Here is a 19,259-nt window from a genome sequence, read left to right as displayed (position 1 = left end):
GACTATGCGTGAGCACCCGCGCTCACCTGGATATCGGAGAAGGACGTGGCAGACGACAGGACCGGACAGGATGTGGTCCGACCCGGTTCCCGTGCGGTGGAACGCAGCTCGGATGTGGAGAAACGGCAGATCAGCAACGAGGCCCGCCTGATTCGCGGGGTCTTCCGCGCGGCCGGACTGGCCGCGGGGACCGCGGTACGGGGTGGGCAGTGGGCGGTCGGCACCACCTACGAGGTCGGCAAGCAGATCACCCAGGCGGCGCTGGACGGCGAATCCTCCGCGGACATCGCCGAGCGGGCCGGGGCCGCCCTGCAGTCGGTGGCCCGCAACATCCTCGGCGTGACCGAGGGTTCGGTCCGCGAGATCGTCAGCTATGTCCCCACCAACGGTCAGAACAATCAGCAGGCCGCCCTCACCGCGGGCTATGTCCGCTCGGGCACGCTCGACGATCTGCGCCGCCGCGGCGATGCGCTGCTCGCCCGGTCGGCGGATGTGTACTTCACCGAGGACGTGCATCCGGCCTACGACCGCATCCTCGACCAGATCGCCCCCGACGAGGCCCGCATCCTGCGCTTCATGGCGCTGAACGGGCCGCAACCGTCGGTGGACGTGCGGACCAACCGCCCGTTGGGCATCGGTTCGGAGCTGGTCGCCGGGGATCTGACCTCGGTGCCCGAACAGGCCGGGGTGCGCTATCCCGATCGGGCCCGGCTGTATCTGATCAATCTCAACCGGCTCGGGTTGATGATCACCTCCGACGATCCGGTGGTGCTGAGCCGCTACATGGTGCTCGAGGTGCAGCCGATCGTCGAGTCCGCCCTGAAGCAGGCCGGGCGGGCGCCCAAGATCGTGCGAAAGAGCCTGCGCCTGACCGAGTTCGGCGAGGACTTCTGCAAGACCTGCTTCACGATCAACGGAAGTTGATCCGATAGCGATCTGATACAAATTTCCCGATCCGCGCGAATCTTCGGCATCGGGTGGGATTGTTGAAGTATGGACTCCGACGCCGTCTCCGCGATCAGCCGGCTGAAGTTCCGGTATCTGCGGGCACTCGACACCAAGTCCTGGGACGAGTTCGCCGACACCATGATCCCGGAGGCGACCGCGACCTACAGCGAGTACCTGCAGTTCGAATCGCGCGACGCGTTTCTGGCGTTCATGCGCAACACCCTCGGCCCGCACGTGATCACCGAACACCGCTGCGACCATCCGGAGATCGACGTCGACGGCGACGCTGCGACCGGCACCTGGTATCTGGCCGACACCGTGCTCATCCCGGGCCACAACATGCTGTTGCGCGGGGCCGCGTTCTACACCGACCGCTACGTTCGCTGCGACGACGGTCGCTGGCGCATTGCCCACACCGGCTACGAGCGCACCTACGAGGTCGTGCTCTCGTTATCGGATCTGCCCAGCCTGCGGTTGACCTCCAGCCGCTGGGGATTGATCGCCCGGGAGCCGGGCATGCAGCCGGAGGGGGAGGGCCCGCCGCCGGACGCGGCCGAGACCATGGGCTAATCGGCCGTGGCCACCAGCGGTTCCAAGGTCAGCTTCGGCATTTCCTTCTGGAGGTACTGCAGCCGCCACTTATCACTGAACAGGGCCAGCAGTACGCCGTCGCTGCGGGTGAACACCTCGACCCCGCGCTGGCGATCGAGCTCCGGCGCGGATTCGGCATCGGTGCGCCGGGCCAGCTGATACGGCAGGAAGTCCAGCTGCGTCTCGACATTGAACTCCGCCTGCATCCGGGCGCTGACCACCTCGAACTGCATCGGACCGACCGCGGCCAGCACCGGCGAGGCGTCGCCGCGAGTGTCGTTGCGCAGCACCTGCACCACACCCTCGGAGTCGAGCTGGTCGATGGCCTTACGGAACTGCTTGTACTTACCGGCGCTGCGGGCACGCAGGGTCGCGAAATGCTCCGGGGCGAAGGACGGGATCGGCGGGAATTCGACCTTGCGATCCAGAAACAGCGTGTGGCCCGGCGCGAGCGCGGTCGCGTTCACCAGTCCGACCACATCGCCCGGATAGGCGGTGTCGACGGTGGATCGCTCGCGGCCGAAGACGGTCAGCGCGTATTTGGTCGCGAACGGCCGCCCGGTCTGGGCGTGCGTGACCACCATGCCGCGTTCGAACTCGCCGGAGACGATGCGCATGAACGCCAGCCGGTCGCGATGCGCGGCATCCATCCCGGCCTGCACCTTGAACACGACCGCGCTGAACGGATCCGACGGATCGCGTGGCTCGCCCCGCACATCGCGGCGCGGGCCGGGCGGGGGCGCCAGGGTGACGAGGGTTTCCAGCAGCTGCCGCACGCCGAAGTTCAGCATGGCCGAGGCGTAGATGACCGGTGAGGTCTGCCCGGCCAGGAACAGTTCCTGATCGTGGTCCTGGCCCGTGGCCGACAGCAGCTCGCTCTCCTCCGCCGCGGTGGTCCACGGCTCGCCCTCGCGGGCCTCGGCCTGCTCGGGGGTGTAGGACTCCTCCGGCGCGATGGTCGCACCGCCCGCGGTGCGGGTGAAGTGGATGTATTCGACGGGCGCGCCCTCGGCGCCGCGGCGCAGCAGACCCCGGAAGTCCCCGGCGATACCGACCGGCAGGAACAGCGGGGTCGGGGTGAGGCCGATGCGCTCGCTGATCTCGTCGAGCAGTTCCAGCGGCGCGCGGCCGGGCCGGTCCCACTTGTTGATCACGGTGATGACCGGAATGCCGCGGTGGCGGCACACCTGGAAGAGCTTGAGCGTCTGCGGTTCCAGACCCTTGGCCGCATCGATGAGCATGACCGCGGCATCGACGGCGGTCAGCACGCGGTAGGTGTCCTCGGAGAAGTCCGAGTGGCCCGGGGTGTCGACCAGGTTGATCACGCAGTCGCCGTATTCGAACTGCAGCGCGGTCGAGCTGACCGAGATGCCGCGCGCCTTCTCCATCTCCATCCAGTCCGAGACGGTCGAGCGGCGCCCGGCCTTGCCGTGGATCGCGCCCGCCTCGGAGATCATCTTGGCGTGCAGCGCCAGCGCCTCGGTCAGCGTGGACTTACCGGCGTCCGGATGGGAGATCACCGCGAACGTGCGCCGCCGCGCGATCTCCTCGGCCAACCGTGCGGACGTGGTCGCCCCGGCGGTAGCGACGGGCCTGGAGGCGGCAGCCTGCGTAACCACGGAAGGCCCCGCGGACGCCGCATCGACATTGTCTGTCGGGGAATTCACGGGAAGGGACTCCTTTTCGCGGCTCGGCAACCGGTCCAGGGTACTGGACCCCTGTTCTCAGCCGCGTTCCGCGTCGAGATGTCGGGCCACGGCCGCGCGAACCAGCTCCGCCACATCGGCCTCGGGGGAGATCAGCTCGAGGCTGCGGTTGGCGACCAGGGTGGCGATGCCGTGCAGATTCGCCCACAGCTGCAGGGCCGGTTCGTCCGGCCGCGCGCGGACGCAGGCGCCGATCAGCTCGGTCCATTCGCGGTAGATCGGCAGCGTCCGGCCGCGCAGATTCTCCCCCGAGCCCTCCAGCAGGTCGTGGCGAAACATCAGGGTGAACATCTCCGGCCGCTCCCGGGCGAAGCGCACGTACTCCAGCGCGATCGCCTCGACCCGGGCGCGCGGATCGCGGTCGGTCCGGGCGCCCAATTCCCGTCGCAGATCGGCGAATCCGCGCGCGGCCACCGCCGCCAGCAGCGCCCGGTGGGTCGGGAAGTGCCGCCGCGGCGCGCCGTGCGAGACCCCGGCCTCCCGCGCGATGGCCCGCAGCCCGAGCTGGCCCGCGCCGACCTGCTCGAGCAGGTCGACGCCGGTGCTCACCAGCCGTTCCCGCAGCGACTCCTGGACTCCCATGCGGGTCATTGTCGCCCTACGCCGGAGCGGGCACCGCCTGCGGTTCGGTCGCGCGGTCGGTCAGTGACGGGGCCGGGCCGTCGAATACCTCCTGATCGAGAATCCCCTCGCGCTTGGCCACCAGCACGGGCACCACCATCTGGCCCGCGACATTGGTGGCGGTGCGGATCATGTCCAGGATCGGGTCGATGGCCAGCAGCAGACCCGCACCCGCCAGCGGCAGGCCCAGGGTGGACAGGGTGAGGGTGAGCATGACGATCGCGCCGGTGAGCCCGGCGGTGGCGGCCGAGCCGACCACCGAGACGAAGGCGATCAGCAGATAGTCGCGGATGCCGAGTTCGGTGCCGGTGAGCTGGGCGACGAAGATGGCCGCGAGCGCCGGATACACCGCCGCGCAGCCGTCCATCTTGGTGGTGGCCCCGAACGGCACCGCGAACGAGGCGTATTCGCCGGGGACACCGAGCCTTTCGGTCGTCATGCGCTGGGTCAGCGGCATGGTGCCGATCGAGGAGCGGGATACGAAGGCCAGCTCGATGGCGGGCCAGGCCTTGGCGTAGAAGCGAATCGGGTTCACCCCGGCGACCAGCCGCAGCAGTGCGGGGTAGACCACCAGCAGCACGATGAAGCAGCCGAGGTAGACGGCCGCGGCGAAGGTGGCCAGGGGGCGCAGCAGATCCCAGCCGTAGCTCGCCACGGCCTTGCCGATCAGTCCGGCCGTGCCGATCGGGGCCAGGCGGATCACCCACCACAGCGCCTTCTGCACGAGGTCGAGCACTGATTCGGCCAGGGTCAGAACGGGTTTGGCGGCCTCGCCCAGTTTCAGCGCCGCGATGCCGAAGACCAGGCCCAGGAACACCAGCTGCAGCACATTACCGCCGGTGAACGCGCCCACCACATTGGTCGGGACGATGCCGGTGAGGAAGTCGGTCCAGCCGCCCCGAGTCTCCGGTTCCTTCGCGCCGGTCAGCGAGAGATTCACGCCGTGACCGGGATTGGTGATCAGGCCGAGCGCGATGCCGACCGCGACCGCGATCAGCGAGGTACCCAGGAACCACAGCAGCGTGCGCCCGGCCAGCCGCGCGGCATTGGTGACGTGCCGCAGGCCCGCGACGCTCACCAGCACCGCGGTGAACACCAGCGGCGGCACCGCCAGCTTGAGCAGTTGTACGAAGATGCCGCCGACCTGCTTCAAAGTGGCGGCGAGCCAGGCGATATCCCAGGTGCGGGCGATGAAACCGGCGGCGACGCCGACCACCAGGCCGAGCAGGATCTGCACACCGAACGACCAGCGCACCGGATTCAGCACGCGGGCAGGCGAAATCGAGGAGGACATGACGAACAGCTCCAGACGAGAAGAGGTTTCGGATAGCGGGCCGAAGCGGCCCGGGGCGCGCTTCAGCGACAGAGCTGCGCGGCCAGCCGTCCCAAATCCACGTGCAGCCTGGCCACCAGGTGCACGAACGTCACAGAGAAGTTCACAACATATCGAGAGTAGGCGATATGTCCGGACCGAAACAGTCGCGGGTGGAACCACCCCTATCGGTAGACATTGTCTACGCGATCGAGTAGACAATGTCTACGTCCAATCGTCGGAGGTTTCCCATGTGGTACTGGCTGCTGAAGTACGTCCTGATCGGCCCGCTGCTGCGACTGCTCGGCCGACCGAAAGTCGAAGGGCTGCGGCATGTTCCGGCCGACGGGCCGGTGATCATCGCCGCCAATCACCTGGCCGCCATCGACTCGCTGTACCTCGCGCTGGTGCTGCCCCGGCGGATCACCTTCATCGCCAAGCAGGAGTACTTCACCGCATCCGGTTGGCGCGGGCGGTGCCACCGCTGGGTCATGACGGCCACGGGTCAGGTGCGCGTCGACCGCAGCGGCGGCAGCGCCGCGGCCGATGCCCTGGCCGCGGCCGAGCGCATCCTCGAATCCGGCGGCATCTGGGGCATCCATCCCGAGGGGACCCGCTCGCCTGACGGTCGTATCTATCGCGGGCGCACGGGTGTGATCCGGGTGGCGATGCGGACCGGGGCCCCGGTCGTCCCGGTCGCGCTGTCGGGCACCGATCGGGTCAACCCGCGCGGCCGCCGCTTCCTGCGCTTCGCGCGGGTCCGCATCTCCTTCGGCCGCCCCCGCTATTTCCCGCCCGCCGATCGCCCGGCCGTGCGCGCGGCCACCGACGCGCTCATGCTGGATCTGGCCGCTCGCTCCGGGCGCCGCTATGTGAACCGCTATGCCGCCACCTTCGGCGAGCGGCGCTGACGGGCGGGGTGGCGGTTCGGGGGAGTTGGTCGTGCGTGTTATTCTCTTCGGGTTGTCTCGGCGAGGGTGAGACGCTTTGTGCTCACCGTGATCGACGCGGCCCGGTTTTCGGCCGTCTGCGTTCGGTCTTCGCCCGACGAGCAGACCCCATTCGCCAGGGCAGACCCTGGCCACTGTTGCAGACCGCCCGGAAAGCCGTAGGAGTTATCTGTCATGTCCGACGTCAGCGTCCTCGAAGCCACCGTCCGCACCGAGTTCGGCAAGGGCGCGGCGCGCCGCACTCGCCGCGACGGCAACGTTCCGGCCGTGCTGTACGGCCACGGCGAGGCCCCCAAGCATCTGTCGGTCAACGCCCAGGCGTTCGCCGCCATCCTGCGTGAGCACGGCACCAACGCCGTGCTGAACCTCGACATCGAGGGCAAGAAGCAGCTGGCGCTGACCAAGTCGGTGGTCGTGCACCCGATCCGCCGCTACATCGAGCACGCCGATCTGCTGATCGTGCGCCGCGGCGAGAAGGTCACCGCCGACGTGAACGTCACCCTGACCGGTGAGGCCGCCGCGGGCACCCTGGTCACCCAGGACACCACCACGCTGTCCATCGAGGCCGAGGCCCTGCACATTCCGGAGCAGATCGAGATCTCCATCGAGGGCGCCGAGGCCGGTACCCAGATCCTCGCGGGCCAGATCCCGCTGCCCAAGGGCGTCACCCTGGCCGGGGATGCCGACGCGCTGATCGTCAACATCATCGAGGCGCCGTCCGCCGAGGAGCCCGCCGCCGAGGGTGAGGGCGAGGCCGCCGCGGGCGCCGAGGGCGAGAGCGCCGAATAGTCCGGCGCCCACCATCTCTCGATGACCGCATCGGACGCCGGGCCCGCGCTCGTGGTCGGACTGGGTAATCCCGGAGCCGAATACGAGCGCACCCGGCACAATGTCGGTTTCATGGTCGTGGACGTGCTCGCCGAGCGCGTCCGCGGTCGCTTCACCGTGCACAAGAAATCGGGCGCGGATCTGCTCGAGGCCCGCCTCGACGGCCGCAAGGTGCTGCTGGCCAAACCGCGCTCCTACATGAATGTCTCGGGCCGCCCCGTCGCGGCGCTGGCCCGCTTCTTCTCCGTCCCGCCCACCGAGGTGATCGTCGTCCACGACGAACTCGACCTCCCCTTCGGCGCCATCCGCCTCAAGCGCGGCGGCGGCGAGGGCGGACATAACGGATTACGTTCCGTCTCCAGCGCTTTGACCACCAAGGACTATCTCCGCGTCCGCTTCGGTATCGGCCGCCCGCCCGGCCGCCAGGACCCCGCGGACTTCGTCCTCAAACCCTTCTCCACCCCCGAGCGCAAGGACCTCCCGGTCTTCGTCGAACAGGCCGCCGACGCCGTCGAACTGCTACTCCGCGTCGGCCTGGAACCGGCACAGAACCAACTGCACTGACGGTTCACCCGCGGCTCAGCTTCGCCACCGCGGCGATGAAGCGGTCGAGTTCGGCGGTGGTGACAAAACAGTGCGGGGAGGCGCGCACGACCGAGTCCAACCGTCGGGCCGACATATCCAGCAGGGTGGAGCGGGCGTGGCTGACGGTGACCGTGATGTTCTGCTCGGCCAGGTGATCGCGGACCGCGGTGGACGGCACGCCCGCGACGGTGAACGACACGATGCCGCTGTGGCGGATGCCGAGGTCGCGCACCGTGACGCCGGGAATTCCCGGCAGCTCGGCGCGCAGGTGCTCGGCATTGGCGGCGACGGCCGCGTAGACCTGCTCCGGACCCAGGTCCAGCAGATAGCGCACGGCCGCGCCCAGACCCAGCCGCGCGGCCACATCGCACTCCCAGAACTCGAATCGGCTGGCGTCGGGCGCGAGCCGGTATTCGGCCGGTCCGGTCCACTCCGCGCTGTGCAGATCCAGCCGCTGCGGTTCCATCGTGGTCGCCAATTCCGGTCGCACGTAGAGGAATCCGGTGCCACGCGGGCCGCGCAGCCACTTGCGCCCGGTCGCCGACAGCGCGTCGACGCCGAATTCGATCACGTCGAGCGGGACCTGTCCGGCCGACTGGCAGGCGTCCAGCAATACCAGCGCACCCGCCTCGTGCGCGAGCTTGGTGACCGCGGCGACCGGATTCAGCAGCCCGCCGTTGGTGGGGGCGTGCACCAGCGACACCAGCCTGACTCGCTCATCGAGCAGCCCGGCCAGCGCCTCGACGTCGATCTGCCCGGAGCCGTCGCTGGGGATCGCCTCCACCACCGCGCCCGTGGCCCGGGCCCGCTGCAGCGCGGCGATGGCATTGCTGCCGTAATCGGAGCCCGAGACCAGGATGCGGTCACCGGGCGACAGCGGCACCGAGTAGAAGAAATCGGCCCAGGAGCGAGAGGCGCTGTCGCTCAACGCGATCGTCGCGGGATCGGCATTGATCAGCGTGCCGATCGCGGACTTCACCGCGGCCAGGTCGTCGAGGCGTTCGTTCGCCGCTCGATAGCCCCCGACCTCGGCCTCGCGACGCAGATGTGCCATCACGGTGTCGAGCACGATCCGGGGCGGCAGCGAGGATCCGGCGCTGTCGAGGAAGACCGGCGAGGGGCGGGTGCGGTCGGCGTAGGCGGGTATGTCCGCGCGCAGGCGTGTCTGATCGAGCACCCCACCGACGATAGAAGATGGGACGAATGAGGGGTCCGGGGATTTTTGGAATCTCTTTCGTTACCCGGTGACCTGCGGCGACGCATCGGCGTCGCCGAGTTCGTCACGATTTGGCCGGATTTGTTGTCGGTTCCCGCCGCTACCCTGGTTCGGTCGGTGCAAATAGCCCTTCGGAGGTTGGCATGGCAGTAACGGCGGTGCGGGCACCTTCGGGTACGGGTGCGGACTTCTCCTCCCGGGCAGCCGTGGAGGCGTATGTCGGCGGCGTCTGCTTCAAACAGGGCCCACCCGCGCTCATCGGCGCCGAACTCGAGTGGCTCACCGCGCAGGACGAGCCGTCGGCGCCCGGATCGCGTCCCGGCCTGGCCCCGCTGGCCGACGCACTCGGACCGTATGCGCCGCGGTCCATCGCCCCCGATTCCCCAGCCCTGCCACTTCCCGGGGGCAGCCGGGTCACCATCGAACCCGGTGGGCAGGTCGAACTTTCCAGCGCCCCGTTCGGCGATGCGGCCGAGCTGTGTGAGCGCCTGCGGGCCGACGCCCGCCAGCTGGAGCGTCTGCTCCGATCTCGTTCCATCGCAATCCGTTCGGCGGCCGCCGATGCCGACCGCCGGGCCGAGCGCCTGCTGCAGTTGCCGCGCTATCGAGCCATGGAACACGCCTTCGCCGGTATCGGCCCGTTCGGCAAGCTGATGATGTGCAATACGGCGGCCACGCAGGTCAGCGTCGACGCCGGGGCCGATCCCGCCGAGATCGCGGCCCGCTGGACCGCGCTCTATACCGTCGGTCCCGCCCTGCTGGCGGCCTTCGCCTGCTCGCCCCGCCTGCACGGCGCCCCCGTGGGCGCCTGGGCCTCGCAGCGCATGCGGGCCTGGCTGCGGCTGGACAATGCCCGCACCCGCCCGCCGGTGCGGCACTGGGCCGATCCGATCGCCGACTACGCGCGCTGGGTACTGGATGTGCCGCTGCTGTGCGTGCGCCGGGCCGAGGACGCGGTCGCGGACTGGGCGGCCCCGCCCGGGGCGACCTTCGCCGACTGGCTGTGCGGCGCCCTCGACGACGAGGTCGGCCGCCGCCCCGACGCCGCCGATCTGGACTACCACCTGACCACGGTGTTCCCGCCGGTGCGGGCCGCCGGGCATCTGGAGGTGCGCTACCTCGACGCGCAGCCGGGTGACGGGTGGACGGCTCCGATCCACGCCCTCGACGCCCTGCTGTCGAGCCGGGCGGTGGTCGCGGAGGCCACCCGGGTCGCGGCGCCGGTCGCGGGCGCGTGGCTGGAGGCGGCCCGCTGCGGACTGGCCGATCCCGAAATCCGTTCGGTCGCGGTGGAACTGCTCACCCTCGCCGCCGATCACGCCCGCTCACCGGCGGCGGCGGATCAGCTGGGCGCGGCCGCGCGCCGGTGTAGCGGCGGCCGCATGCCCACGGGCGAGGCCGCATCCAGCAGCGACAGGGCCGGAGCGTGACCGTCGCCGGTCCGCCGCGACCGCGCGGCGTGCACTTCGCATCCTTGTTCGATCACTTCGGAGCGTGCTCATGACTACCCATCTCACCGGCACCGATCGTGCCGAGACCGAACGGCTACGCGAGCGGATCGCCCGGGTGCTCGCCCGATCGCGGGCGCGCACCGCCACCCTCACCGACTGCCTGGACGAGGCCGAACTGGTGGCGCAGCATTCCCGGCTGATGAGCCCGCTGGTCTGGGATCTGGCCCATATCGGCAATCAGGAGGAGCTGTGGCTGGTGCGTGATGTGGGCGGGCGCGAGCCCGTGCGCGCCGATATCGACCACCTCTACGACGCGTTCCAGCATCCCCGCGCCGACCGCCCGGCCCTGCCGCTGCTCGACCCGGCCGAGGCCCGCGACTATGTCGGCACCGTCCGGCAGAAGGTGTGGGATGTGCTGGCCGACAACCGGTTACGCGGTTCTCGGCTGATCGACGGCGGCTTCGCCTTCGGCATGATCGTCCAGCACGAGCAGCAGCACGACGAGACCATGCTGGCCACCCACCAGCTGCGCGTGGGCCGGGCGGCGCTGTCCGCCCCGCCCGCCCCGCCGGCGCGGGTCGCGGTGGCGGACGAAATCGTCGTTCCCGCAGGTGAATTCGAGATGGGCACCTCGACCGATCCGTGGGCGCTGGACAACGAGCGGCCCGCGCATCCGGTCCATGTGCCCGGCTTCGCGATCGATGCCGCGCCGGTGACCAATGCCCAGTACCTGGCCTTCATGGCCGACGGGGGCTACGAACGCCGAGAACTGTGGTCCGAGCGGGGTTGGGCGCATCGGTGGCAGGCGGGTCTGGTCGCGCCCCAGTTCTGGGAGCGCGATGGCGACAACCGCTGGTGGCGTAGGGTTTTCGGCACCATGCGACTGATCCGGCCGCAGCAGCCGGTGGTGCACGTGTGCTGGTTCGAGGCCGAGGCATATGCCAACTGGGCGGGTAAGCGACTGCCCACCGAGGCGGAATGGGAGAAGGCGGCCCGGTTCGATCCGGCCACCGGCCGCTCCCGCCGCTACCCGTGGGGCGATGCCGAGCCGGACGAGTCGACCGCGAATCTGGGCCAGCGCCATCTGGAACCGGCCGATATCGGGGCCTATCCGGCCGGCGCCTCCCCGGCGGGCGTGCATCAGCTGATCGGCGACGTGTGGGAGTGGACAGCATCGGGATTCGAGCCGTATCCGGGTTTCGAGGCATTCCCGTACCGGGAGTACTCCGAGGTGTTCTTCGGCGGCGACTACAAGGTGCTGCGGGGCGGTTCGTTCGGCACCGACCCGGTCGCCTGCCGCGGCACCTTCCGCAATTGGGATCATCCGATTCGCCGCCAGATCTTCTCCGGCTTCCGCCTGGCCCGCGACCTGCATCCGGACGAGCGCTGATGTGCCGACACCTCGGCTATCTCGGCGCACCGATTCCGGTGGGCGCGTTGCTCACCCGCGGCCCGCATTCGCTGCGCACTCAGGCGTGGGCCCCGCGGGATATGCGTGGCGGCGGCACCATCAATGCCGACGGCTTCGGCGTGGCGTGGTGGATTCCCGCCGCCGCGGCGTCGCCGGAGACGGGAAACGTCGGCACGCGGGCACACGGCGGCCCGACCGATGCGCGCGGATCGGGTGGCGGGGCCGATGCCATCGCGGCGTCGGAGCCGTTGGTGGTGAGCCGATATCGCAATGCCGCACCGATCTGGACCGACCCCGCGGTGGACGAGGTGCTGCCGCAGTTGCGTTCCCCCGCGGTCCTCGCGGCCGTGCGCTCGGCGACGGTCGGCATGCCGGTCGAACGCACGGCCTGCGCCCCATTCGCCCATGGCCGCTGGGCCTTCAGCCACAACGGTGCGATCCCGGACTGGCAACGTGTGCTCACCGCCGTCGCCACGGAATTCGACTCGCCGTCGCTGCTCGAGGCCGAATCCCGCACCGACTCAGCCGCCCTGTGGGTCGTCCTGCGACACCTGCTGGAGCGCGACGATGATCGCGGTCGGCCCGGTATCGGCATTGCGGAGCCGAAGGCCCACGCCCTGGTGACCGGCGGATCGAGCCGCGCCACCGACCCCGCGGTGGCGCGTGCGGGTGGTGACGACGGCCGGGTCACGGGCGGGCGGAACGGGGCGACACCCGCGGCCGATTCCGATCGGCCGGAATCTATGCTGCGACAGGTGGCGCTGGCCGTGCTGAGGCATTCGCCCACGGCACGGCTGAACCTCCTGCTCGGCGACGGCGAAACACTGTGGGCCACAACGGTTCACCACGCGCTGTCGGCCCTCGTCACCGATGAGGTGGCGATTCTGGCCTCCGAACCCTATGACGACGATCCGCGCTGGCGGGCGATTCCCGACCGACGGCTGGTGACGGCGCGGCCGGGAGAGCTGTCCGTCGCATCCCTCGAACTCGAGCAATCCGAAAGGGCCCGTTCATGACCGCACCGACGCTGGAGATCCATCTAACCGACGACGACCTGACGGCCGCGCTGCGATCCGATGCCCGGGCCGGGCTGACCGCATCGCCGAAGTCGTTGCCGCCCAAGTGGTTCTACGACGCGCGGGGCAGCGAACTGTTCGAGGCCATCACCCAGCTGCCCGAGTACTATCCCACCCGCACCGAGCGCGCGCTGCTGCGGGAGGTGGTCGGCGAGGTGGCGCGGATCGCCCAGGCCGAGGTGCTGGTCGAACTGGGTGCGGGATCGGCCGAGAAGACCAAACTGCTGCTGGACGCGCTTGGCGCCGAGGGGCCCCTGAAAACCTATGTGCCGCAGGATGTCTCCGCGGCGGCGCTGCGCGGTGCGGCCGCCGAGATCGCGGCCGCGTTTCCGGGGCTCGGGGTGCACGGCGTGGTCAGCGACTTCACCGATACCCTGCACAACCTTCCGGGCGGCGGCCGTCGCATGATCGCCTTCCTCGGCGGCACCATCGGCAATCTGGTCCCCGCCGAGCGCGCGGCATTCCTCTCCGGCATCCAGCAGGTCCTCGAACCGGGCGAGCAGCTGCTGCTCGGTGCGGGTCTGGTCATCGATCCCGCCGTGCTGGTCCCGGCCTACGACGACGCCGCCGGGGTGACCGCTGAGTTCAACCGCAATGTGCTCTACGTCTTGAACTCCCGGCTGCGAGCCGACTTCGACCCCGAGGCCTTCGCGCACGTCGCCCTGTGGGATGCCGAGAACGAGTGGATCGAAATGCGGCTCGAGGCGACCCGCGATATGACGGTCACCGTCGCCGACCTCGACCTCACGGTCGAATTCGCCGCGGGTGAGCAGATGCGCACCGAGATCTCCGCCAAGTTCCGCACGGACGGCCTGGCCGCGGAACTGGAGTCCGCCGGTTTCGCGACCGAACGCATCTGGACCGACCCCGCCGAACGGTTCGCGCTGCTGTTGGCCGAGCGACGGTGAACCCGGGGCGTTCGGCCCGCGGTGTGGCGTCGGCTAGTTTCCGACCACCGCCGACAACCACTCCACGGCCGGGCGCAGGGTCTCCCACGACTGGCGAATCTCCTGTGCCGCGCGGGGGGTTTCGAGCCAGTCGGGGGCGCCGAATTCCCTGCTGACCACCAGTGCTTTGTGGCGGAGCAGGTCGATGCGCGGATGGTCGGCGGGAAAGCCCTTGGGTCGAGTCTTCAGCTGTTCGCCGCCGATGGTGTAACCGGCGGCGGCCAGCCCGGCGAGGATCTGCTCGAGTTCGTGGCCGCGCACCTCGTCATCGATGGTGGTGCGCAGCCGCGCGAGCTGTTCCGGGGTGGCCGCGTACATCCCGCCCGCCACGAACAGCCCCGGGGCGCCGATCTGCACATACCAGCCGACGCCCGGCGCGGTGTGCACGACCGCGCCCTGATGGTCCTTGTAGGGCCGCTTGTCCGCGGCGAAGCGCACGTCCCGATACGGCCGGAAGATCTTGGCAGTGCCGAAGTCGGCCTCGAGCTCCGCGCACAGCGCGACCATCGGCTCGCGCACGGCCTTGTCGTAGATGTGCTTGTTCGCCGTCCAGAACGCCTTGCAATTGTCGGCCTCGAGATCTTCGTAGAAGTCGAGCCCGGCCAGCGGGAAGCCGGTGAATCCGCTCATCCGCCCAACCTAGCGCGCGGGCGCGGCCCGGGGCACCCCGGTACCGCGCTCGGAGCGAAAGGTATTGGGAACCCTGCCTCGTGCTGCCCTGACGGCTCTGACGGCTCAGAGGTCCTGTGGCTCTTCCACGATCTCCATGGCCGCCACCTCGGCCGGGCGTTCGTCCTCGGCGAGTTCCTCGTCGCGATGGCGGCGGCGGGTCCATTCCTGGTCGAGTTCGCGGGTGATCCCGAGGCGGCCGGTGTCGTCGTTCTCGTGATAGCGGATGACCAGATCGTCGGGCGGGTCGGTGATGTAGCGCTCGTATTCGCGAACCTCGTCGGCCTGTTCGTCGTCGCCCAGGTCGTAGTCGAGATTCTCGCTGTCGTCATCGCCCATCTCGAACACCTCGTCCGTCAGCCGGTTGTCCTCGTAGCGTTCGTCGGCCATGATGCCCACCTCTCTCCGCAGGCCAGCTCACCGCGAGCTACTACATACGCTACAACCGAACCGCCCCGCCGGATAACTCCGACGGGGCGGTGGATCTTGGGCGGGAGGCGGTTAGGCCGAACCGTTGAACAGCCCGGTGACCGAGCCGTTCTCGAACACCTCGCGGATCGTGCGCGCCAGCAGCGGCGCGATGGACAGCACCGTCAGCGTGGGGAACTTCTTGTCCTCGGTGATCGGCAACGTATTGGTGACGATGACCTCCTTGGCGCCGCACGCCGCCAGGCGCTCGGCCGCGGGGGAGGACAGAATGCCGTGGGTGGCGGCGATCACCACATCACCGGCCCCGGCCTCGCGCAGCACGCGCACCGCCTCGGCGATGGTGCCACCGGTGTCGATCATGTCGTCGATCAGGATGCAGGTGCGGCCGTCGACGTCACCGACGGGGCGGTGCGATTTGACCTGGTTGGGCACCAGCGGATCGCGGGTCTTGTGGATGAACGCGACCGGGGCGCCGCCGAGCGCGTCGGCCCACTTCTCGGCTACCTTCACGCGGCCCGCGTCGGGCGAGACGACGGTGATGTTGTCGAGGGTGTAGTGCTGTCGCACGTACTCCGACAGCTGCACCAGCGCGTGCATGTGATCTACCGGGCCGTCGAAGAAGCCCTGGATCTGATCGGTGTGCAGGTCGACGGTGATGATTCGGTCGGCACCGGCGGTCTTGAGTAAGTCGGCGACCAGGCGGGCGGAGATGGGCTCGCGGCCGCGGTGCTTCTTGTCCTGGCGGGCATACGGATAGAACGGCAGGACCGAGGTGATCCGCTTGGCCGAACCGCGCTTGAGCGCGTCGATCATGATGAGATGTTCCATCAGCCACTCGTTGAGCGGCGCCGGGAAGCTCTGCATCACAAAGGCGTCCGAACCGCGCACCGACTCCTCGAACCGAACGAAGATCTCGCCGTTGGCGAAATTGCGGGCGGTTTGCGGAGTGATGGAGACGTCGAGCTCCTTCGCGACCTGTTCGGCCAACTCGGGATGAGCGCGTCCCGAGAACAGCATCAGGTTCTTCTGGTTATCGGTCGAGAACGCGGTCACTCTTTGTTGCCATCCTTTTGCTCGGTTGCCTGACTCGCCCTGTCATTGGCCGCGATCGCCTCGGCCGCCGCCTGCGCCGCAGCGGTTCCGGGTCGGTTCCGCTGCACCCAGCCCTCAATATTGCGCTGTGCTCCACCCGACACGGCAAGCGCCCCCGGCGGAACGTTTCTACGCAGCACAGTACCCGCCCCGGTATAAGCCCCGTCACCCACGGTGACCGGCGCGACGAACATGTTGTCGCTGCCGGTTCGCACGTGCGAGCCGATGACCGTGTGGTGCTTGTGCACGCCGTCGTAATTGACGAACACGCTGGACGCGCCGATGTTGCTGTATTCACCGATGGTCGCGTCGCCGACGTAGGTCAGATGCGGCACCTTGGAGTGCGCGCCGATGGTGGCATTCTTGGACTCGACGAATGCCCCGAGCTTGCCGGACTCGCCCACGACGGTGCCCGGCCGCAGGTAGGCGAAGGGCCCGATGGTCGCGCCCGGCCCGATGGTCGCGCCTTCGCCGTGCGTGCGAATCACCTTCGCGCCCTCGCCGACCACCACATCGGTCAGCGTGCTGTCCGGACCCACCTCCGCGTCCTCGCCGACGATCGTCGTGCCGAGCAATTGCACGCCCGGCCGCAGGACCGCGTCGCGGCCGATCCGCACGCCCGCGTCCACCCAGGTCGAGGCCGGATCGATGACCGTCACACCGGCCCGCATGTGGCGTTCGAGGATGTAGCGGTTGAGGGTGCGCGCGGCGTGGGCCATCTGTACCCGGTCGTTGACGCCGGTGACCTTGTTGGCGTCCACCAGCCGCGCGCCGTGCACCGGATGGCCCGCCTCGCGCGCCAGCTTCAGCACATCGGTCAGGTACAGCTCGTGCTGGGCGTTTGCGGTGGTCAGGCGGCCGATCATGGTGCGCAGCACGGTCACGTCGAAAACGTAGACGCCCGAATTGACTTCGGTGATGGCGGCCTGTTCGGGGGTGGCGTCGGCGTGCTCGACGATCTCGAGCATATGTCCCTCGGCGTCGCGCACGATGCGGCCGTAGCCATTGGCGTCATCGGGCACGAAGGTCAGCACGGTCACCGCTGAGCGCTCCGGATAGCTGCGGTGATCGGCCAGCAACGCCTGCAGTGTGTGGCCGTCGAGCAGCGGCACATCGGCGGAGGTGACCAGCAGATCGCCGGTGAAATCGTCCGGCACCGCCGACAGCGCGCACTGCACGGCGTGTCCGGTGCCCAGCTGCTCCTCCTGAACCGCCGCGATGATCTCGCGATCGAGTTCCGCCGCAACCGAATTCATCGCCGCGCCGACCTGCTCCCGATCGTGACCGATGACCGTGATCAGGTACGCGGGGTCGATCTCGTTCGCCGCATGCAGCGCGTGGGCGAGCATGCTGCGGCCGGCGAGCGAATGCAACACCTTGGGGGTCTTGGACCGCATTCGGGTTCCGGCACCGGCGGCGAGAACGACGACGGCGGTCTGCTGTGGCATGGATCTCCCTCGGCTGCCTGTCATCGTGCTGCTGGGCTGTCGTGGTCGGGCTGGTCGGGCGCGGACCAACGATATACGCCTGCGCCCCCGAGCTCCGCCGCCAGGACTCGAACCTGGACTAACTGAACCAAAATCAGTGGTGCTGCCATTACACTACGGCGGATTGTCACATCGGCGGCCCGATCGGATCCGCCGCTGCGCCACGGCACGCGCGAATGATCCTCGCATGCTCAGCGCCAAACGTCGAACCGCTTCTCCGATTTCCGGTCGCCGTGTCGATAGGGTACAGACGGTTGGAACAATTGTCGCAGGTGAGGTTGCGGCATGGGGTAGCAGCGCGCGCAGCGAAGGGTTGGTGGGATCGATGACGTCGGGAGAGGTGAGCCGGTCGGCGCGGCAACGCATGACCGGGACTCAGCGGCGTCAGCAGCTGATCGAGATCGGTCGGGCGCTGTTCGCCGAGCGGGGCTACGACGCCACCTCCATCGAGGAGATCGCCCAGCGTGCCCAGGTCTCCAAACCCGTTGTGTACGAACACTTCGGGGGCAAGGAGGGGCTCTACGCCGTTGTCGTGGACCGGGAGATGTCGACGCTGCTGGACATGATCGTCTCCTCGCTCACCCAGAATCGCTCTCGGGTGCGGCTCGAGCAGGTGGCACTGGCGTTGCTGACCTATATGGAGGAGCGGACCGACGGCTTCCGGATCCTCATGCGCGACCAGCCGGTCTCGGCCGCCGAGGGCACCTATTCGAGCCTGCTCAACGAGGCGGTCAACCAGGTGGCGCACATCCTGGCCGGTGACTTCGAGCGGCGCGGTTTCGATACCAGCCTGGCCACGCTCTACGCCCAGGCGCTGGTCGGCATGGTGGCGACCGCGGCGACCTGGTGGCTGGACGTGCGCGAACCCTCCAAGGAGGTGGTCGCCGCGCACCTGGTCAACCTGTGCTGGAACGGCCTGACCCACCTCGAGGCCGACCCCCAACTGGCCTCCGAGTGGCCGCACGGTGCGGGCACCTGAGTCCTCGCCGCACCGAGCAGGGGGTAATGGGGGCGGAACTGGACAGTTAACCCAAAATTTGCGACGGAGGCTGGTCTGAATGCTCGATTCCACTGGCAAGGGCCGGTCGGGTGGTACGGTTCACCCATCCTTCGAGTGCTGTTCGAGCTGTGATGTCGGTCAACTTCGGGATGTCGGTCTACTTCAGGATGGCTGGTTTGATGACAGGCGGATCTGATGGCTAGGCAAGCGCGTGCGGAGATCACTCGCGATTCCGTTCTCGCCGGCGCGGCCGATGTCTTTCTCCGACTGGGCTACGCGAATGCGAGCCTGAGCGAGATCATCGCGCAGTCCAATGTGACCAAGGGCGCCTTGTACTTTCACTTCGGTTCCAAGGAGGAGCTGGCGCGCGCCGTGGTCGACCAGGGCAACGAGCGTCTGGTCAGCGCCTGCCAGGGCTTCTTCGATCCCAGAGTCCCGGCACTCGAGGCGTGTATCGGCATCACCTATGTGGTGGCCGACCTCACCATGAACGATCCGATGGTCGGCGCCATGCTGAAGCTGACCCACCAGATCGGCGACTACCGCGGCGCCACCGGCGAGAACATCGCCAAGACCTGGGGCGAGACCCACCGATTACTGGCCGAGCGCGCGATCGCCCAGGGCGACCTCAAGCCCGAGCTGGACCCGGAAACCATCGGCCTGCTGCTGCAGGAAATGACCGCCGGGGTCCACATCACCGCCGTCGGCACCGACTCCATCGATCAGATGGCGGTCCGCATGGAACGCGTGTGGTACTTCCTGTTGCCCTCGATCGTCCCCGAGGAAAAGGTCGCCTACTTCCGCGAATTCGCGGCCCGGCGGCTGCGGCGCTACGTGCCGTGACCCCGTACCTCGGGTTCCGGCGCTACGTGCCGTGCCCTCGCACCTCGGGTCCCGGCATGCTTTCGGCCGGGAAGAATCCTGTCGGTAGCGCGCACTA

19 protein-coding genes and 1 tRNA gene are annotated in these 19,259 nt (G+C 68.8%); 11 read left to right on the top strand and 9 right to left on the bottom strand.

What is annotated here, in order from left to right:
- The first annotated feature begins 45 nt into the window (after nucleotides 1–45).
- Together NDR87_RS27290 and NDR87_RS27285 are read left to right on the top strand one after the other, a co-directional pair.
- Nucleotides 46–924 (top strand): DUF4393 domain-containing protein, encoded by an 879-nt coding sequence (locus NDR87_RS27290; protein WP_251916031.1) that lies wholly within the window; start codon nucleotides 46–48, stop codon nucleotides 922–924.
- Between the two features lie 69 nt (nucleotides 925–993).
- Entirely contained in the window at nucleotides 994–1,518 is a 525-nt protein-coding gene (locus tag NDR87_RS27285; protein WP_251916029.1) for a nuclear transport factor 2 family protein, read from the top strand.
- Here the strand turns inward: NDR87_RS27285 and NDR87_RS27280 are convergent.
- From NDR87_RS27280 to NDR87_RS27270, 3 genes are all read right to left on the bottom strand, one after another.
- Complete coding sequence (locus NDR87_RS27280) at nucleotides 1,515–3,095, bottom strand: peptide chain release factor 3 (protein ID WP_251916142.1); 1,581 nt, start codon at nucleotides 3,093–3,095, stop codon at nucleotides 1,515–1,517. The genes NDR87_RS27285 and NDR87_RS27280 overlap by 4 nt on opposite strands.
- Before the next feature lie 168 nt (nucleotides 3,096–3,263).
- Nucleotides 3,264–3,827, bottom strand: coding sequence for a TetR/AcrR family transcriptional regulator (locus tag NDR87_RS27275; protein WP_251916027.1), 564 nt, complete (start codon nucleotides 3,825–3,827; stop codon nucleotides 3,264–3,266).
- 16 nt (nucleotides 3,828–3,843) lie between these two features.
- A complete protein-coding gene (locus NDR87_RS27270; RefSeq protein ID WP_251916024.1) occupies nucleotides 3,844–5,160 on the bottom strand; it encodes a dicarboxylate/amino acid:cation symporter in 1,317 nt (438 codons plus the stop codon).
- Between the two features lie 269 nt (nucleotides 5,161–5,429).
- Here NDR87_RS27270 and NDR87_RS27265 point away from each other — a divergent pair, with 269 nt between their 5' ends.
- From NDR87_RS27265 to pth, 3 genes are all read left to right on the top strand, one after another.
- Complete coding sequence (locus NDR87_RS27265; RefSeq protein WP_251916022.1) at nucleotides 5,430–6,089, top strand: 1-acyl-sn-glycerol-3-phosphate acyltransferase; 660 nt, start codon at nucleotides 5,430–5,432, stop codon at nucleotides 6,087–6,089.
- Nucleotides 6,090–6,302: 213 nt separating this feature from the next.
- Nucleotides 6,303–6,917: a 50S ribosomal protein L25/general stress protein Ctc gene (locus NDR87_RS27260; protein ID WP_251916020.1), complete on the top strand. Its 615-nt coding sequence runs from the start codon at nucleotides 6,303–6,305 to the stop codon at nucleotides 6,915–6,917.
- 21 nt (nucleotides 6,918–6,938) lie between these two features.
- On the top strand, nucleotides 6,939–7,520 hold the full coding sequence (pth, locus tag NDR87_RS27255) for an aminoacyl-tRNA hydrolase (RefSeq protein WP_251916018.1): 582 nt from the start codon (nucleotides 6,939–6,941) through the stop codon (nucleotides 7,518–7,520).
- Between the two features lie 4 nt (nucleotides 7,521–7,524).
- On the opposite strand, the gene NDR87_RS27250 is transcribed toward pth, so the two are convergent.
- A complete protein-coding gene (locus NDR87_RS27250; RefSeq protein WP_251916140.1) occupies nucleotides 7,525–8,700 on the bottom strand; it encodes an aminotransferase class V-fold PLP-dependent enzyme in 1,176 nt (391 codons plus the stop codon).
- 200 nt (nucleotides 8,701–8,900) lie between these two features.
- On the opposite strand from NDR87_RS27250, the gene egtA reads away from it, so the two are divergent.
- From egtA to egtD, 4 genes are all read left to right on the top strand, one after another.
- Complete coding sequence (egtA, locus tag NDR87_RS27245) at nucleotides 8,901–10,187, top strand: ergothioneine biosynthesis glutamate--cysteine ligase EgtA (protein WP_251916016.1); 1,287 nt, start codon at nucleotides 8,901–8,903, stop codon at nucleotides 10,185–10,187.
- Nucleotides 10,188–10,257: 70 nt separating this feature from the next.
- Nucleotides 10,258–11,598 (top strand): ergothioneine biosynthesis protein EgtB, encoded by a 1,341-nt coding sequence (egtB, locus tag NDR87_RS27240; RefSeq protein WP_251916014.1) that lies wholly within the window; start codon nucleotides 10,258–10,260, stop codon nucleotides 11,596–11,598.
- Nucleotides 11,598–12,635, top strand: a complete 1,038-nt coding sequence (locus NDR87_RS27235) for an ergothioneine biosynthesis protein EgtC (protein WP_251916012.1) — start codon at nucleotides 11,598–11,600, stop codon at nucleotides 12,633–12,635. The genes egtB and NDR87_RS27235 overlap by 1 nt, the downstream gene beginning before the upstream one ends.
- On the top strand, nucleotides 12,632–13,603 hold the full coding sequence (gene egtD / locus NDR87_RS27230; protein ID WP_251916009.1) for an L-histidine N(alpha)-methyltransferase: 972 nt from the start codon (nucleotides 12,632–12,634) through the stop codon (nucleotides 13,601–13,603). The genes NDR87_RS27235 and egtD overlap by 4 nt, the downstream gene beginning before the upstream one ends.
- Before the next feature lie 33 nt (nucleotides 13,604–13,636).
- Here the strand turns inward: egtD and NDR87_RS27225 are convergent, their stop codons facing one another.
- The 5 genes from NDR87_RS27225 to NDR87_RS27205 form a co-directional block, all read right to left on the bottom strand.
- Nucleotides 13,637–14,272: a DUF2461 domain-containing protein gene (locus tag NDR87_RS27225; protein ID WP_251916007.1), complete on the bottom strand. Its 636-nt coding sequence runs from the start codon at nucleotides 14,270–14,272 to the stop codon at nucleotides 13,637–13,639.
- A gap of 105 nt (nucleotides 14,273–14,377) precedes the next feature.
- On the bottom strand, nucleotides 14,378–14,701 hold the full coding sequence (locus NDR87_RS27220) for a hypothetical protein (RefSeq protein ID WP_251916006.1): 324 nt from the start codon (nucleotides 14,699–14,701) through the stop codon (nucleotides 14,378–14,380).
- Between the two features lie 111 nt (nucleotides 14,702–14,812).
- Nucleotides 14,813–15,793, bottom strand: coding sequence for a ribose-phosphate diphosphokinase (locus tag NDR87_RS27215; protein ID WP_251916004.1), 981 nt, complete (start codon nucleotides 15,791–15,793; stop codon nucleotides 14,813–14,815).
- Nucleotides 15,790–17,280, bottom strand: a complete 1,491-nt coding sequence (gene glmU, locus NDR87_RS27210; RefSeq protein ID WP_251916002.1) for a bifunctional UDP-N-acetylglucosamine diphosphorylase/glucosamine-1-phosphate N-acetyltransferase GlmU — start codon at nucleotides 17,278–17,280, stop codon at nucleotides 15,790–15,792. Before glmU ends, NDR87_RS27215 begins: the two co-directional genes overlap by 4 nt.
- Before the next feature lie 92 nt (nucleotides 17,281–17,372).
- A tRNA-Gln gene (locus NDR87_RS27205) sits at nucleotides 17,373–17,443 on the bottom strand.
- A gap of 240 nt (nucleotides 17,444–17,683) precedes the next feature.
- Between NDR87_RS27205 and NDR87_RS27200 the strand changes: the two genes are divergently transcribed.
- Both NDR87_RS27200 and NDR87_RS27195 read left to right on the top strand, forming a co-directional pair.
- Nucleotides 17,684–18,298: a TetR/AcrR family transcriptional regulator gene (locus tag NDR87_RS27200; protein ID WP_251916138.1), complete on the top strand. Its 615-nt coding sequence runs from the start codon at nucleotides 17,684–17,686 to the stop codon at nucleotides 18,296–18,298.
- Nucleotides 18,299–18,514: 216 nt separating this feature from the next.
- Nucleotides 18,515–19,162 carry a TetR/AcrR family transcriptional regulator gene (locus NDR87_RS27195; RefSeq protein ID WP_251916000.1) on the top strand — a complete coding sequence of 216 codons (648 nt, stop codon included), beginning with the start codon at nucleotides 18,515–18,517 and terminating at the stop codon, nucleotides 19,160–19,162.
- Nucleotides 19,163–19,259 lie beyond the last annotated feature (97 nt).

This window comes from Nocardia sp. CDC159, assembly GCF_023740735.1.
GTDB classification, from domain to species: domain Bacteria; phylum Actinomycetota; class Actinomycetes; order Mycobacteriales; family Mycobacteriaceae; genus Nocardia; species Nocardia pulmonis.
This window is presented reverse-complemented; position numbering and strand designations above follow the sequence as displayed.

What these genes read in the sequence shown, in the direction of transcription:
- NDR87_RS27285 (WP_251916029.1), top strand. Translation starts at nt 994, where the DNA reads ATGGACTCCGACGCCGTCTCCGCGATCAGCCGGCTGAAGTTCCGGTAT.
- NDR87_RS27275 (WP_251916027.1), bottom strand. Translation starts at nt 3,827, where the DNA reads ATGGGAGTCCAGGAGTCGCTGCGGGAACGGCTGGTGAGCACCGGCGTC.
- NDR87_RS27270 (WP_251916024.1), bottom strand. Translation starts at nt 5,160, where the DNA reads ATGTCCTCCTCGATTTCGCCTGCCCGCGTGCTGAATCCGGTGCGCTGG.
- NDR87_RS27265 (WP_251916022.1), top strand. Translation starts at nt 5,430, where the DNA reads ATGTGGTACTGGCTGCTGAAGTACGTCCTGATCGGCCCGCTGCTGCGA.
- NDR87_RS27260 (WP_251916020.1), top strand. Translation starts at nt 6,303, where the DNA reads ATGTCCGACGTCAGCGTCCTCGAAGCCACCGTCCGCACCGAGTTCGGC.
- pth (WP_251916018.1), top strand. Translation starts at nt 6,939, where the DNA reads ATGACCGCATCGGACGCCGGGCCCGCGCTCGTGGTCGGACTGGGTAAT.
- egtA (WP_251916016.1), top strand. Translation starts at nt 8,901, where the DNA reads ATGGCAGTAACGGCGGTGCGGGCACCTTCGGGTACGGGTGCGGACTTC.
- egtB (WP_251916014.1), top strand. Translation starts at nt 10,258, where the DNA reads ATGACTACCCATCTCACCGGCACCGATCGTGCCGAGACCGAACGGCTA.
- NDR87_RS27235 (WP_251916012.1), top strand. Translation starts at nt 11,598, where the DNA reads ATGTGCCGACACCTCGGCTATCTCGGCGCACCGATTCCGGTGGGCGCG.
- egtD (WP_251916009.1), top strand. Translation starts at nt 12,632, where the DNA reads ATGACCGCACCGACGCTGGAGATCCATCTAACCGACGACGACCTGACG.
- NDR87_RS27225 (WP_251916007.1), bottom strand. Translation starts at nt 14,272, where the DNA reads ATGAGCGGATTCACCGGCTTCCCGCTGGCCGGGCTCGACTTCTACGAA.
- NDR87_RS27220 (WP_251916006.1), bottom strand. Translation starts at nt 14,701, where the DNA reads ATGGCCGACGAACGCTACGAGGACAACCGGCTGACGGACGAGGTGTTC.
- glmU (WP_251916002.1), bottom strand. Translation starts at nt 17,280, where the DNA reads ATGCCACAGCAGACCGCCGTCGTCGTTCTCGCCGCCGGTGCCGGAACC.
- NDR87_RS27200 (WP_251916138.1), top strand. Translation starts at nt 17,684, where the DNA reads ATGACCGGGACTCAGCGGCGTCAGCAGCTGATCGAGATCGGTCGGGCG.
- NDR87_RS27195 (WP_251916000.1), top strand. Translation starts at nt 18,515, where the DNA reads ATGGCTAGGCAAGCGCGTGCGGAGATCACTCGCGATTCCGTTCTCGCC.